Source organism: Marinobacter sp. ANT_B65, from assembly GCF_002407605.1.
In the GTDB taxonomy this organism is placed as follows: Bacteria; Pseudomonadota; Gammaproteobacteria; order Pseudomonadales; family Oleiphilaceae; genus Marinobacter.
The window spans coordinates 854,653-869,757 of the sequence record NZ_NXGV01000001.1 but is presented as its reverse complement, the minus strand read 5'-3'; the positions used below and the strand labels follow the sequence as shown (position 1 = coordinate 869,757).

Annotated in this window: 15 protein-coding genes; 12 read left to right on the top strand and 3 right to left on the bottom strand. The window is 54.3% G+C overall.

Annotation, left to right across the window (positions count from 1 at the left end):
* Window positions 1–8 precede the first annotated feature (8 nt).
* Together mlaE and CPA50_RS04125 are read right to left on the bottom strand one after the other, a co-directional pair.
* Complete coding sequence (mlaE, locus tag CPA50_RS04130; RefSeq protein WP_096781190.1) at window positions 9–791, bottom strand: lipid asymmetry maintenance ABC transporter permease subunit MlaE; 783 nt, start codon at window positions 789–791, stop codon at window positions 9–11.
* On the bottom strand, window positions 788–1,600 hold the full coding sequence (locus CPA50_RS04125) for an ABC transporter ATP-binding protein (protein WP_096781189.1): 813 nt from the start codon (window positions 1,598–1,600) through the stop codon (window positions 788–790). The genes mlaE and CPA50_RS04125 overlap by 4 nt, the downstream gene beginning before the upstream one ends.
* A 322-nt stretch (window positions 1,601–1,922) precedes the next feature.
* On the opposite strand from CPA50_RS04125, the gene CPA50_RS04120 reads away from it, so the two are divergent.
* The 12 genes from CPA50_RS04120 (at window position 1,923) to yjgA (ending at window position 11,286) form a co-directional block, all read left to right on the top strand.
* Window positions 1,923–2,903: a KpsF/GutQ family sugar-phosphate isomerase gene (locus CPA50_RS04120; protein WP_096781188.1), complete on the top strand. Its 981-nt coding sequence runs from the start codon at window positions 1,923–1,925 to the stop codon at window positions 2,901–2,903.
* A gap of 60 nt (window positions 2,904–2,963) precedes the next feature.
* Complete coding sequence (locus CPA50_RS04115) at window positions 2,964–3,527, top strand: KdsC family phosphatase (RefSeq protein ID WP_096781187.1); 564 nt, start codon at window positions 2,964–2,966, stop codon at window positions 3,525–3,527.
* 2 nt (window positions 3,528–3,529) lie between these two features.
* On the top strand, window positions 3,530–4,150 hold the full coding sequence (lptC, locus tag CPA50_RS04110; RefSeq protein WP_096781186.1) for an LPS export ABC transporter periplasmic protein LptC: 621 nt from the start codon (window positions 3,530–3,532) through the stop codon (window positions 4,148–4,150).
* Window positions 4,134–4,670: a lipopolysaccharide transport periplasmic protein LptA gene (gene lptA, locus CPA50_RS04105; protein ID WP_096781185.1), complete on the top strand. Its 537-nt coding sequence runs from the start codon at window positions 4,134–4,136 to the stop codon at window positions 4,668–4,670. Before lptC ends, lptA begins: the two co-directional genes overlap by 17 nt.
* A gap of 17 nt (window positions 4,671–4,687) precedes the next feature.
* Window positions 4,688–5,413, top strand: coding sequence for an LPS export ABC transporter ATP-binding protein (gene lptB, locus CPA50_RS04100; protein ID WP_096781184.1), 726 nt, complete (start codon window positions 4,688–4,690; stop codon window positions 5,411–5,413).
* 173 nt (window positions 5,414–5,586) lie between these two features.
* Complete coding sequence (locus tag CPA50_RS04095; protein WP_179397148.1) at window positions 5,587–7,122, top strand: RNA polymerase factor sigma-54; 1,536 nt, start codon at window positions 5,587–5,589, stop codon at window positions 7,120–7,122.
* Between the two features lie 106 nt (window positions 7,123–7,228).
* Window positions 7,229–7,537, top strand: coding sequence for a ribosome hibernation promoting factor (gene hpf / locus CPA50_RS04090; RefSeq protein ID WP_096781183.1), 309 nt, complete (start codon window positions 7,229–7,231; stop codon window positions 7,535–7,537).
* 85 nt (window positions 7,538–7,622) lie between these two features.
* On the top strand, window positions 7,623–8,093 hold the full coding sequence (gene ptsN, locus CPA50_RS04085; RefSeq protein WP_096781182.1) for a PTS IIA-like nitrogen regulatory protein PtsN: 471 nt from the start codon (window positions 7,623–7,625) through the stop codon (window positions 8,091–8,093).
* Between the two features lie 29 nt (window positions 8,094–8,122).
* Entirely contained in the window at window positions 8,123–9,007 is an 885-nt protein-coding gene (rapZ, locus tag CPA50_RS04080; RefSeq protein ID WP_096781181.1) for an RNase adapter RapZ, read from the top strand.
* Between the two features lie 6 nt (window positions 9,008–9,013).
* Window positions 9,014–9,283, top strand: a complete 270-nt coding sequence (locus tag CPA50_RS04075; protein WP_096781180.1) for an HPr family phosphocarrier protein — start codon at window positions 9,014–9,016, stop codon at window positions 9,281–9,283.
* A gap of 94 nt (window positions 9,284–9,377) precedes the next feature.
* The gene (mgtE, locus tag CPA50_RS04070; protein ID WP_096781179.1) at window positions 9,378–10,739 is read left to right on the top strand and encodes a magnesium transporter; all 1,362 of its coding nucleotides are present in this window, start codon (window positions 9,378–9,380) and stop codon (window positions 10,737–10,739) included.
* 22 nt (window positions 10,740–10,761) lie between these two features.
* Entirely contained in the window at window positions 10,762–11,286 is a 525-nt protein-coding gene (gene yjgA, locus CPA50_RS04065) for a ribosome biogenesis factor YjgA (protein ID WP_096781178.1), read from the top strand.
* 21 nt (window positions 11,287–11,307) lie between these two features.
* Here the strand turns inward: yjgA and CPA50_RS04060 are convergent, their stop codons facing one another.
* Complete coding sequence (locus CPA50_RS04060; RefSeq protein ID WP_227519482.1) at window positions 11,308–15,087, bottom strand: YhdP family protein; 3,780 nt, start codon at window positions 15,085–15,087, stop codon at window positions 11,308–11,310.
* Between the last annotated feature and the right edge of the window lie 18 nt (window positions 15,088–15,105).

Below are 15,105 nucleotides of genomic sequence, written 5' to 3'. Positions count from 1 at the left end.
ATCGTTGATCAGAAGTTGCCGAACATTACGGCGGTAAGCACAAAATCCAGCCCCAGCACAGCCAGCGAAGAGTACACCACTGTTTTCGTGGTAGCGGAGCTGATTCCCGCTGATGTAGGTACACAATCGTAACCTTGGTAAACCGCAATCCAGGAGCAGACAAAACCGAACACTACGCTTTTGATGACGCCGTTTACCACGTCGTCCCGGAAATCCACAGAGGCCTGCATATTGCCCCAGTATGAGCCTTCAAATACACCGAGCCAGTCCACTCCAACCAGCATACCGCCCCAGATACCTACCATCGAAAAAATGACAGCCAGTACCGGCATGGCAATAAAGCCAGCCCAAAGCCTGGGCGCAATAACTCTTCGCAGAGGGTCTACACCCATCATTTCCATGCTGGACAACTGTTCGGTCGCTTTCATCAGGCCAATCTCTGCCGTCAGAGCCGAACCTGCACGCCCTGCAAACAGCAATGCTGTTACCACTGGCCCGAGTTCGCGCACCAGAGTGAGCGCAATCATCTGCCCAATGGCAGCCTCGGAACCGAAATCACTAAGTATGGTGTAGCCCTGAAGGCCCAGCACCATGCCGATAAACAGTCCCGACACAACAACAATAGCCAGCGACAACACACCAACGGAGTACAGTTGTCGCATTAACAACGGAAAACCGACTACCGGACGGGGAACTCCTGACAGCACCCCTGCGAGAAAGCGGCCTGCACGACCAAAAGAGATGACCATACTGATTCCGCTATGCCCCAGGGAAGCAATTTTGTCGATCACAAAACACCTCCTGCAAGCCCGAAATCCTCTGTTGCGGCCAGGGCGGGATAATGGAACGGCACCGGGCCGTCAGGATGCCCCTGCAAAAACTGCTGTACCTGCTCAGACGGATGACCCTCCAGCTCCGCCGGCGTACCCGCGCCAATGATTTTTCCATCTGCAATGATGCAGGCGTAATGACAGATACTCAGCGACTCCTTGACATCATGAGATACCAGAACGCTGGTGAGCCCCATGGAGCTGTTAAGATCACGGATCAGCTTCACCAGCACACCCATGGCGATCGGATCCTGCCCCGCAAATGGCTCGTCATACATAATAAGTTCCGGATCCAGAGCAATGCTGCGGGCAAGCGCAACTCGCCGGGTCATGCCGCCGGACAGCTCGGATGGCATCAGATTGCGTGCGCCCCGCAGGCCAACAGCTTCGAGCTTCATCAATACAATATCGTGAATCATGTCTTCCGGCAGGTCGGTGTGCACGCGCATGGGGAATGCCACGTTCTCGAATACGCTCAGATCCGTGAACAATGCACCGCTCTGGAAAAGCATGCCCATTTTTTCCCGCAATGAGTAAAGTTCCTTGCGGCGCAGATCAGGGACCGAGTGGCCGTCTACCATGATACTGCCGGAATCTGGCCGCAACTGCCCCCCTATCAAACGCAGGAGCGTGGTTTTCCCGGTACCGCTGGGCCCCATGATGGCGGTAATTTTCCCACGGGGGATCTCCATGGACACGCCGTTGAAAATGCGGCGCCCGGAGCGGGAAAATACAACATCCTTCAATGATATGTACGAGCTCAAACCCATAGTTCTTACCTTTCAGCCCATAACCTTCAGCTTACAGCCCGCAGCCTCTGGCTCTTTATATGGCGATATCATAAACACCCCTGACTCTCAGAGAGCGGCTACATTATGCCAAGAAACCCGCAAGCTCAATCGCTTGATCCCAAAATGTACTGATCGCAATGATCAGTTCTACCGAACTATCCCGGCAATTCTCTCATTAACTCTCTGATGAACTTGCAGTAACCAGACTGCCCCGGCTGCGGGAAATGTTATACTCCGCCAATCTATGCGCAATCCCGTCGTTCAAGACAAAGCATCAACGAGAAAGCAGGCCATTCGCCCGATGACTGAATTTAAAACGTACGACTTCCGAACCCCCGCACTCCAGGCTATTCGTATCGAGCGCGATGCAATCAGCGCCCTGGAAAACCGTATCGACAGCCATTTTATACGAGCCTGCGAAGTGATCATGGCATGCCGGGGCCGGGTTGTTGTGACAGGAATGGGAAAATCCGGACACATCGCCAACAAAATCGCGGCTACTTTTGCCAGTACCGGAACACCGTCATTTTTTGTTCACCCCGGGGAAGCCAGCCACGGCGACATGGGCATGATTACCAGCCAGGATGTGGTTATTGCTATTTCCAACAGCGGCAACACCAGTGAAGTAATTACCATTCTGCCACTTATCAAGCGCATGGGCGCACCTCTGATCAGCATGACCGGCAACCCGGACTCCACACTGGCAAAAGAAGCTGTAGCAAACCTGGATGTGAGCGTTAAAACAGAAGCCTGCCCGCTCGGTCTGGCACCAACATCCAGCACAACCGCAACCCTGGTAATGGGTGACGCCCTGGCCGTTGCCTTACTGGAAGCCCGGGGATTCAGCGCGGAAGATTTTGCATTCTCTCATCCTGGCGGCAGCCTGGGGCGGAAACTTCTGCTGCGCGTAGCCGACATCATGCACACTGGCGAGCGCATACCCAAAGTAACGGAAGACACCACGCTGAGCGGCGCACTGCTTGAGATCTCCAGCAAAGGTCTGGGCATGACCACGGTTGTAAACGCCACAGGCGCAATGACTGGCATTTTTACAGATGGTGATCTGCGTCGAACCCTGGACAAATCCATTGATGTTCATACCACGCCTATGCGCGATGTAATGACACAAAACGGCAGAACCATTCAACCCGAACAACTGGCTGCAGAAGCACTCAATATAATGGACGAGCTCAAGATCAATGCGCTTCCTGTTGTTGATGAGAGCGGCGCTCTTGTTGGCGCAATAAATATGCACGACCTGCTTCGCGCCGGTGTGCTCTGAGGGGCAGGTTAATGGGCGATCTGAAGAAAAACTCAATGGGTGATCCAAGGAGCCATTTTAATGACCAGTCTTCATAGCCCTCTGGAAGCAAGCTGGCCGGTTACTCTACTGGCTAAAGCTGCACGTATCAGACTTGTTGCGCTGGATGTTGATGGCATCATGAGCGACGGCAAAATCTACTTCAGCGCCAAAGGCGATGAGCTGAAAGGTTTCAATATTCTCGATGGACTTGGGCTGAAACAGATCATGGCAGCCGGAATCGAAGTAGCGGTCATCACCGGCCGCAGCTCGCCACTAACCGAAAAACGCATGAGAGACCTGGGAATACCTCATCTGATGCAAGGTCGCGAAGATAAAAAAATCGCCCTGCAGGAACTGGTTAGCACTCTGGACATCAGGCCAGAAGCTATCGCTTATATGGGCGACGACCTGCCGGATCTGCCAGCAATTCGTTACGCTGGCCTCGGAGTAACAGTCCCGAACGGATACTGGCTGGTGAGAAAGCACGCAGATTACTGTACCCGGGTTAGCGGAGGCGAGGGCGCAGTAAGGGAGCTTTGCGACCTCCTGCTGACAGCGGGGGGCAAGCTTGGCACGACACTGGCCCCCTACCTGGAGCCATAACCATGGCACAGAGCGAAAGGCAAAGCCTGCTCTCCCTCATGGCCTTGGGAAACAGACCCAGGCTGCGCATGCTTGCACTCGCCGCCACTATTGCCGCAGCCTTTTTTCTGCTGTGGCAAAGTGACGAGCCGGCAATAACCAGCTATAGCGATGCACGGCAACTCCGGGGCGTAGCAGAACCTGATGGTTTTGTAATCAACGGCAGCTACACATCTTACGATGAAGCAGGCCAGCGCAAGATTGTTTTTACAAGCCCTCGCATCGAACAGTTTGAAGAAGAAGACCTGGCTACCATGGAGTCACCCAGCGCAGAAGTGTTCGGTGCAAATGAGGCGGAGCCCTGGATCCTCAAAGCCGAGAAAGGCAGCCTGCTGCGGAGTGCAGACTTGCTATACCTGACCGGTAACGTTCGTGTAACACGTACAATCGGTACCCGCAAAGCGACACTGACCACTGAGAGCCTGACCCTGGATAACGATCAGGGCAAAGTCTATACCGATGACCTTGTAGAAATAACTGATAGCATGGGCACTACCCGGGCTAAAGGCATGAGCGCGTGGATTGATGAACGTATTCTGGAACTTAACTCCCAGGTGGAAGGACGCTATGACACCGTCAGATAATTCATTGCACAAGGTGCTTGCGGCTCTCTTGGCTGCAAGCCTGGTCAGCCCGGCCCTGGCTTTCGATCTCGATTCCGGTACACCTATAACTGTCAGCGCAGACAGCGCCCGCCTGGATGATGGCAAGGGCATTGCCACCTACACCGGAGCGGTTGAACTGGTTCAGGGCAAAACCCGCCTGACGGCGGAACGGGTGGTACTGTACCGAAGCGCCGAAGGCCTCAACCGTATCGAAGCCAACGGCTCCCCTGCCCGTTACCAGCAACCTGTTACCAGCGGTGAGGGTGAAACCGACGCCAAAGCCCGAAACATCACCTGGTCTGCTTCCGACAAGCAACTCACCTTTGAACGGGAAGCCGTAATTGAGCAGAATGGCAACGTATTTCGCGGCGACATTATTCATTACGACACCGAGCAAAGAGTAGTCACAGCAGAAGGCGGCAGGGATACCGGCGCAGGCCCGGGCCGGGTCGAAATGGTCATCCAGCCCCGAGGCAGCAGCAGTGACTCCACCAAATAGCAGAAAACAGGGATCCAATGGCAGTTCTCAGAGCGAGTAACCTGGCAAAAAGCTATAAACAGAAAAAAGTGGTCATTGATGTCTCACTGGAAATTCGCAGCGGCGAGATCGTAGGCCTGCTCGGCCCCAACGGCGCCGGAAAAACCACCTGTTTTTACATGATTGTGGGGCTGGTGAATGCTGACAATGGCCGTATAACCATAGACAGCCAGGACATCACGCCACTGCCCATGCATGGCCGGGCCCGCAAAGGCATTGGCTACCTTCCGCAGGAAGCATCTGTATTCCGCAAGCTCTCAGTGCGGGATAACATTATGGCGATTCTGGAAACCCGTAAATCCCTCAGCCGCACTGAACGTTTGAGTAAACTCGAACAACTGCTGGAAGAGTTCCACATTACCCATATCCGCGACAGCCTGGGCATGGCACTCTCCGGCGGTGAACGGCGCCGGGTCGAAATTGCCCGCGCCCTGGCAATGGAACCGGCTTTCATCCTTCTGGACGAGCCGTTTGCCGGGGTAGACCCCATTTCCGTAAGTGATATCAAACAGATTATCCGCCACCTCCGGGACAAGGGCATAGGCGTTCTGATCACAGATCACAACGTGCGTGAAACACTGGATATCTGCGAGAACGCTTACATAGTTTCCGGAGGCCACATTATCGCTTCCGGAAACTCCGAAACCATACTTGCCAATCAACAAGTTAAAGAAGTGTATCTTGGAAATGAATTTCGCCTTTAGGGTCTGTTTTCGCTCCGGAGCATGTCCCTTCGATTGTTTTGCTGACCGGGAGCAAGTAAACTCGGCAAAGAACTTGCTAGGGTAATCTATAGGGGCGGCAAGTAGCCGACATACATAGATTTTTTGGCCAATGCAAGAAATTCAGAGCAGGTAAGTGTGACGGATCCTGAGCGATGGTTATGAAAGCCTCATTACAATTAAAGCTGGGTCAGAGCCTGACAATGACGCCCCAGCTGCAACAGGCGATCAGGCTTCTGCAGTTATCAACTCTCGATCTCCAGCAGGAAATCCAGCAAGCCCTGGAATCCAATCCCCTGCTGGAAAATTCGGAAGATGACGAGCAGATTGAATCGCCTTCAGCCGACAGTGATCAGAATCAGGATAGTTCCGCCGTCGAAATGTCCGCTGAAGCGACAGCTGATACACCCACCTCCGACTGGGATGAGAGCGAAACCGGCCCGGACTGGCAGTCTGAAAACGAAATCCCGGATACACTTCCCGACGATCTGCCCGTTGATACCGCATGGGAAGACGTTTATCAGTCGGCCCCTGCCCCCGCTGCACGGAATGATGACGAAAACGACCATGATTTCGAAACCAGAAACTCACCAACCGAAACCCTGAGAGATCATCTGGAGTGGCAGCTCAACCTGACACCTTTGAACGAACGGGATCAGGCCATTGCTCACGCCCTGATGGATGCAGTGGACGAGCGCGGGTACCTCACCAGCCCTGTTGAGGACATCTATGCCGGCCTGACCGACGATACAGATGAGGACCCCCTTGAGATAGATGAAGTAGAAGCCGTTTTACGCCGGCTGCAACACTTCGATCCACCGGGAGTTTTTGCCCGGGATCTTCAGGACTGTCTGCTGATCCAGCTCAACCAGCTACCACCGGAAACTCCCTGGCTTGCCCAGGCACGACTCGTCATCACCCATTACATAAATCTGCTGGGCAACCGTGATTATGCCCAGCTGCTCCGCCGCAGCCGCCTCAAGGAAGAACAGCTGCGTGACGTGCTTACCCTTATCACCGGCCTCAACCCGCGCCCCGGCGACATCATAGACCGGACCGAGCCGGATTATGTCATTCCCGATGTCATCGTTCGCAAGCACAATGGCCGCTGGCGGGTAGAGCTGAATCCTGAAATTGCTCCGCGCATACGCGTAAATGCCAGCTATGCTTCACTAATAAGGCGGGCCGACAGCAGTGCGGATAACACCTATCTTCGCGACCAGCTCCAGGAAGCCAAGTGGTTTATAAAAAGCCTGCAAAGCCGGAACGAAACTCTGCTGAAGGTTGCCACGCGTATTGTTGAGCATCAGCAGGGATTTCTGGATTATGGGGAGGAGGCAATGAAGCCACTGATCCTCTCGGATATTGCCCAGGTTGTGGAAATGCACGAATCCACCATTTCCCGTGTAACCACACAAAAATACATGCATACACCGCGAGGCATCTTTGAACTGAAGTACTTTTTCTCCAGCCACGTCAGTACCGACGAGGGCGGCGAATGTTCCTCAACAGCGATTCGCGCCATGATCAAAAAGTTAATTGCTGCAGAAACACCTAAAAAGCCGTTGAGTGACAGCAAGATTGCAGCCATGCTTGGAGAACAGGGAATCAAGGTTGCGCGACGCACAGTTGCAAAATATCGTGAGGCGATGCACATTCCGCCTTCGAACGAACGCAAGCGTCTGGTCTGAACCAGGCACTGTTTACGGGTTCTCAAGAATTTCGCTGGCGCAATAACAGGTGTCAGCACCCAGGCCGGGCTCCCAGAGCCGGAACGGATAACAACAGGAGACGTCTATGCAACTTAATATTTCAGGCCATCACGTAGAACTGACTCCCGCCCTGAAGGATTATGTGTCTGAAAAGTTTCAGCGACTGGAGCGGCACTTCGACCACATCAGTAACTGCCAGGTGACCCTGGAAGTAGATAAGGTTCGTCAGATAGCGGACGCAACACTCCACGTGGTTGGTGGTGAGATTCACGCAAAGGCGGAAAGTGAGGATATGTACGCAGCTATCGACGGACTCATCGATAAGCTTGACCGGCAGATTCTCAAGCACAAAGAAAAGAGTGTAGACAGGATGCAGGGGAACACCGCCCGCTAGGCGGCTGTTTTCAGGCATGTCATCTCATCAGACTGCGGCGCGGACAACGTGTCGCAGTTTTTTTTAACGGAAGCACGGTCGATTCATGAGCGACACATCCCTGACAATAGACAACATTCTTGCGCCGGAACTGACCCAGTGCAAGGTACCCGCATCAAGTAAAAAGCGGGTTCTGGAGTTCATTGCCGAGCAGATCCGTCAGCACAATGATTCACTCGGCGAGAGCCAGATCTTCAACAATCTGATCGCTCGTGAACGGCTGGGCAGCACCGGAATCGGCCAGGGGATCGCCATCCCCCACTGCCGTCTGGAAGGGCTCGAACATGTAATTGGCGTCCTGATAACGCTGGAAGAAGCCGTCGAGTTTGATGCTATTGACAACCAACCGGTGGATCTCGTGTTTGCACTTGTTGTGCCCAAGGAAGCCACCAGCGAACATCTGGAATTACTGAGCCAGCTCGCAGAGAAATTCAATGAAAGCACATTTTGCGACAGCCTCAGGCAATGTGAGGATGCTCAGACACTTTACCAACGCATGACGGCCGAAAACGGCTGATACCCACTCTGGCAACAGGCTGTTTCACCATGAAGCTGATCATCGTCAGTGGCCGGTCCGGTTCCGGCAAGAGTACAGCTCTTCACGTACTGGAAGACCTGGGATATTACTGCATCGATAACCTGCCTATCGGGCTTCTTTTCCCTCTTACCCGGGAGGCGGCTAACCAGAGCGCGCCGGGAAGGCTCGACAAGATGGCGGTCAGTATTGATGCCCGCAACCTGTCAGGCGAACTGGCCAATTTCGAAGATATTTACCGCAAACTTCGCAAGGCTGATATTCAGGTAGAAATCATATACCTGGATGCCGATGAGCAGTCCTTGCTGCAGCGCTTTCATGCCACTCGTCGAAAGCATCCTCTGAGCGATGACAAAACCTCTCTCAGAGAAGCTATTGACAACGAAAAAGCTCTGCTGGAGCCACTTTCAAAGCTCGCGGATCTCTACATCAACACCAAAGGGCTCTCGATGTACGAGTTGCGGGATATGGTGAAGCAGAGAGTAGCGGGCCGCAAAGACCAGGAACTGGCCCTGTTGTTCCAGTCGTTCGGCTTCAAGCACGGCGTTCCGCTGGATTCTGATTACGTATTCGATGTGCGCTGTTTACCGAACCCCTATTGGGATACCAGCCTGCGCAAATTTACAGGTCTTGACGGGCCGGTGATCGAGTTTCTGGAAAAAGAACCCGCAAGTCATAAAATGGTAAACGACCTTATTGCATTCCTCGAAAGCTGGATTCCTTCTTTTGCAGACAGCAATCGCAGTTACATGACCATTTCCATTGGATGCACTGGCGGCCAGCATCGCTCGGTGTACGTGTGCGAACAGTTGGGAAAGTATTTCCGCGAGCACAGCAGCAACGCACAGGTGCGTCACACCGAATTGCCGCACCTGCAGGCCCGGAAAGAGGTCTGACCCAGAGTGATACGTCAGCAGATTGTTATTATCAATAAACTTGGGCTGCATGCCCGGGCCACCGCCAAACTGGTTGCCACCGCATCGGCTTTCGATTGTTCTGTCAAAGTCTGCGGCAAAGGCCGCGAGGTAGATGCGAAAAATATCATGCAAGTCATGATGCTCGCGGCCAGCAAAGGCACTGAAGTGGAGCTTGTGGCCGAAGGCCCGGGAGAGCAGGAAGCCATTGAAGCCTTAACCGCGCTGATAAACGATTACTTCGGGGAAGGTGAATAGCTCGCCATTTTCCATAGCATTTCCCTGCAACTCTTTCTCACGTGCAAAGGCTAACTCCGTTATAATACAGGCGTTTTCTGTGCGTAGGTGATTCATGTCCGATATTCTGGAAAAAAGCCAGGCCCGCCAACGTTTACGCTCGCTGAGTGAAGCGCTGGACAGTGGTGCCCTGAAACAGGTCGCCCGCATCCTCAATGGTGGCTTGAGCCCCAGCGATATCGCTCACTTACTCGAATCCTCTCCTCCGCGCCAACGTGCTCTGCTGTGGAATCTGGTAGATAAACAGCTGGAAGGCGATGTTCTCCAGTACCTTAATGAGGACATTCGTGCGGAATATCTGAGCCGGCTGAACGCTCAGGAACTGGCGGATATCATCGAGGACTTCGAGTCCGACGATCTCGCCGACCTTCTGCAACAGTTACCGGACACGGTGATCCAGGAAGTTCTGGACACCATGGATGAACAGGACCGGCAACGGGTCGAAGAGGTGCTTTCCTACCCGGATGACACCGCCGGCGGCCTGATGAACACGGACACCATCACCGTGCGCCCCGACCTGAGCATTGATGTAGTATTGCGATACCTGCGCCGGCACAGAGCGCTACCCCCGATGACTGACAGCCTGATTGTAGTAAGCCGGCGCGACGAGTTTATCGGCATGCTCCCCATTACAAAAATGCTGGTATCCAATCAAACCGCAACGGTGCGGGAAGTCATGGATACCGATATAGAACCTATACCGGTCACCCTTTCTGACACCAAAGTGGCCCACCTTTTCGAGCGCTACGATCTTATTTCCGCTCCGGTGGTAAACTCAGAGGGGCGGTTGCTGGGCAGGATAACCATCGATGACGTGGTGGATGTTATCCGTGAGGATGCCGACCACTCACTGATGAGTATGGCCGGGCTGGATGACGATGAGGACACCTTCGCTCCGGTCTGGAAAACCACCAGACGCAGGGCTGTATGGTTAGGAGTCAATCTTGTCACCGCCTTTATTGCGTCCGGGGTGATAGGACTGTTTGAGGGCACCATTGACCAGGTTGTCGCCCTTGCCATACTGATGCCAATCGTTGCCAGTATGGGAGGCATAGCAGGCAGCCAGACACTCACCCTTGTGATCAGGGGCATGGCTGTGGGGCAGATCAGCTCCGCCAACGTGGGCTGGCTGCTGAACCGGGAGTTTCTTTCGAGCATGCTCAACGGCGTGCTCTGGGCCACGTTAGTGGCTGCAGCCGCGATGATCTGGTTTCAGGATGTAACCATCGGTGGGATTATTGCCGCTGCCCTGATGATCAACCTGGTCGCGGCCGCACTCGTGGGCACGGTATTACCGCTATTCCTGAAGTCCCGCAATATCGACCCGGCATTGGCCGGCAGCGTTATACTGACAACAGTCACAGATGTGGTTGGCTTTACATCTTTTCTGGGCCTGGCCACCCTCTTCTACGCCTGAACCGACTAATCTGGAATGAACAATGATCGACAGCAACCAAGACGAAGCCCCGCAATATTCCGGGCCAAGTAAATCCCAGCTCAAGCGAGACATGCACGCGCTCCAGAATATTGGCAAGCGCATGATGGAGTTGAGCGATGAGCAGCTTGATACACTCAGCATCAGCGATACTCTGAGAAACGCTATCGAGGAGTCCCGCAGGATTCGCCAGAACGAGGCCAAGAGGCGTCACCTTCAGTATATTGGCAAGATTATCCGGCAGGAAGATGACCCTGAAGCTGTACAGAGAGCCATCGATGCCTTTGACTCGGGAAGCGTGGAACATACCCGTCGCCATCACCTGGCTGAACGCTGGCGTGACCGCATGATTACCGAAGGTGATTCCGTAGCGGGCGAGTTCTTCAGTTACTGCCCTGGTGCTGATATACAACACTTACGCAACCTTGTCCGCAACGCCCGCAAGGATGTAGAAAAACAGAAGAACACCGGCCAGACCCGCAAGCTGTTCCGCTACCTGCGAGAACGCATTGACGAAGTTGAGGCCTGATTTCCCAGCTCTGGACAGGGCCTAATTACCGGTATCAAAAACCTGCCGAAGGTCTACTTCCGGTTCGTTCCAGGAGCCGGTTACATTGTAGGTAGCGCTGGTCAATTTGCTCAACGGGTCACCCAGCACCTTGTCCAGCACGAACAGCGCACCCCCGATAGGCGCGCTGGCGCCCATCAGCAGCGCAGCCAGAGGCAGGTTCTGGGTCAGCGGTAAAACGACCACCAGACGCATATCAAGCGCGCCGTCTGTGAGGCTTGTGGAACCACTGAGCTTGAACGCTCCCGATGGCCCCACTACCTGAAGCTCCGGTTCCATAGTCAGCAACCCCCTGTCCAGCCGGGCTTTACCTGAAATCGCATCGAATGCAACACCGCGTTCATACAGATCGGAAAAATCCAGCTTCAGCCTGCGCCAGAGCGTATCGGCATTGAGCAGGTTGAATATCCGGAAAACCTGAGCGCTGTTGTTTCGCTCCAGAATAACGCCATCATCAAGCCGCAGACTGACTTCACCACTGAGTTCCGCTATATCGAACTCATCCGGTCTCCCCGGCCAGTCCAGCTCCAGCTGAACGTCTGTCTGCTTATTGGAAAGCGGGATATCGGTATCAAACAACTCACCCAGATCCGCCACAGCACCGCCGGAAACTGATCCTGAAAACTGACTGGTTTCCCGGTTGTCTACAACGCTCCAGGTCATTTCACCCAGAAGTGTAAGAGACTTCAGGCGCCCCTCAATCCCGGAGATATTAAGTTGATCAGGCTCGGGACGCACCTGAAACGTCCAGCGCCCCAGGCTGTCTTCATTAAGCTGCAGTTCTGAAATGGCGATATCTATATCAGGCCAGTTCACGATATCCATAGCCCGGAAGGCTTCCAACTGTTGTTCAATCGTCAGCAACTCTGGCGTACTTTTTACACTGGAGTTATTCCGGACGAGACGCAGCACGTCAAAATCTGCGGTCACAGGGCGATCATCGTCCGGGAATACCATCCGGCCCGCAGCCCGTTCAGAGCGGGTCGTGACAATCCAGCGATCCCCCAGATCCAGCGCTTCAAGATGAATATCCGTGAGCGTCTGATCCCCAAGATACAGCTTACCGAACGTCAGCTCGACACCTGAGCTTTTGAGCAGCAGATCGAAAGTCGCGCGATCTTCCCAGCTTCCCGTTATGCCGACCCCATTTGCTGCCTCGGGGTTGATTTCCGCAACCAGCGGAGCAGCTTCCGCCCCCTTCTTTGAAAAGGGGCCTGGCCAGTCAATAGCCAGCCCTTCAAGGTCAGAGCGAACGATAATCTGCGATGCCGTGTCAGCCGTTACGTTGAGCTCCGCAGAGTAATCAATTCTGCCTTTCAGCCCATATCCGCCCTCGTCCATCCCACCGCGGGCCTCAACATCGGGGTCCAGCAAGCCTGCCTGCCGGAGCGCCCCGGGTACGGATAACGAACCGGCTTGCCGGATTGTCAGCGTGTTTGCACCGGAAGCACTGCCTGACGATGGCTGGCTGAAACTGACCTTGACGGGCTCACCAAGAAACCTTGCTCCGAGGGGCTCTCCGGAAAAACCCTTGTCTGAGTGGTACTCCACTGACCCGGAAATTTCGTCCCAGCTCAGGTCTGCTTCCGGATACTCAATATAACCATTCGATGTACTGACTTCAGCGGCAACCACCACATCGCCAGCGCCGGCAAGAGGCAAATCAATACCCAGATCAAGCTGGTAATCACCCGCATATTTCAGGCTTGCAGCCTGAGGGCCGGCCATGTCCCCAAACGGACTGTTTGCCATCCAGAACGCGATGGAATCGCCAGGCACCAGAGCCGAGATATCCACCCGGACAAGTGCCCCTTCATTACCGGGAATAACGGCGACAGTGCCAGGGTTCAATAACAGCCCACCGGTTTTTCCGGATTCAAGCGATACCAGGGTGTCGCCGTTCTGTATGGAGACTTTCCCCCTTGCTTCTGTCACTTCAGGCCAATGCTCATCGTACTGAACCGTGCCATTTCCGAACTCGTACCACATGGATGAAACGAAAGATCCTGCAGGCGCATCTCTGCCTATCTGACCATGGCCGTAAAACACGCCCGACGTAATGTCTGCTTCCTTGATTGCCGTGGTAAGCCACTCGTACAATTCGCCATCTACAATCTTTTCCGGAACAAACTCGCCCAACATAGAGGCGTCGCCATTCTCAACTTCTATACGAAGCCCGAGATTATCCTCACCCTGGTTATCAAGCTTCAGGTCAAATGCGCCGGTCAGGCGAGTGTCTTCGCCATTGCCATTGCTAAAGCTCATTCGTATGTCATCTGCATACACACGGGTTACCGGCCCATCCAGCTTCCAGGCAACGCTGGCATCAAGCCCGGGCATTGACCACACACTGCCAAACAATTCTGGAAAGGCCAGAGTAACAGGCTCCTCTCCGGCCCGGGCGATAACATACCCAGCCCCCGGATCAACATAGATGAAGCCATTCACACCGCTGACTGCAGGAGTCCCCTGATAGGCAGCAGCTCCGACATCCCGGAGCTGTCCAGAGAACTCAAAACTGTTCTCGCCTGCTCCGGGAACACTGACTTTCAAATCATCAAGGAAACCGGAAGGCCGATAGTGTTCCAGCGCGTCACTTGCCACCGGCGGCAGCAACGGAAGCGCACCAATCAAGCTCCTTAGCGGCCGCAACGGCAAAGCGTCAGCCGTGATCGTAATCCCATCCCGATCAGGCAGCAGCCTCAGGCTGAATGGTGAGACCTCATTACCATTCCAGGCCCAGGAAAGCTGTTTGAGGTGCCACTCACCAATGGTTTCCGACTGGTTCCCGGGCTCTGCCGACACTTCCATAACATCTGGATGTCGCCTCCAACCAAAACGCGCACTGATATCCTCCAGCGGTGCCAGAGACTCTCCGCCAACACCCAGCTGAAGATAGGGCGTTCTGACCGTTCCGCTGACTTGCTGTAAAGCGCCCTCGCTGAAGGTAAGCCAGGCTTCACCACCCAGATCGAACCCTTCTACGCGAATGTCCCGCCACATGTATTCATCGACAAGCCCGTCAAACAAACGCCCGGAATCCACATCGAGGTACAACTGACCGGTAAAATTACCACGGAAGAAGTGCTTTCCTACAAGAGTGAAGCTGGCAAGCTGCTGCGTTGTCGCGGATTGCATGGCCCGCCCGGACGCACGGAACAGGCCCTGGTGGTAGATCAGGTCAAGCTGGGGGATGTCGAGGTGTCGGATGTGGCCCTGGTTGTCGCGGATTCCCAGGCTTACGCGGGTCACTTTTATGTAAGGGTCTGACAGCCATTTCCGGGCGACTTCCAGCCAATTCCGGAACCGGTTGTTCAGTGACGCCGGCACGTCAGCGCCCCGAAGGCCAAGGTCGCCACTGTCCTGCTGATTCACCGTCAACTCAAGGCCTTCGGCTTCAAAATCCTCAAACACAATCCGCAAACGCATCAGCGAAGCCAAAGCATCGAAACGAATGGTCAAATGCTGCAGGCTCAACACCTGCACCCCGGAATCAGGGTTGGTAACGTCTATATCTTGTGCAGTAAAAGATGGATCAAGCCAGAACCAGCGAGAGGAGAGTTTGCCAATGCTTACTTCGTGCCCCAGGCGGACAGAAAGCTCACGGGAAAGATCATCCCGGAAGCTGTCGATATTCTGGGTAAGCTGTCGGCCAATCCCTGCATAAAGAGCAAACAGCACCAGAACAACCACCAACAACCACCAGACAGCACTGGTAAACAGCGCAATCAAACGGACAGGCGGGCGTTCAGTGGAGGGCATTCTGGGCATCGCTATCTG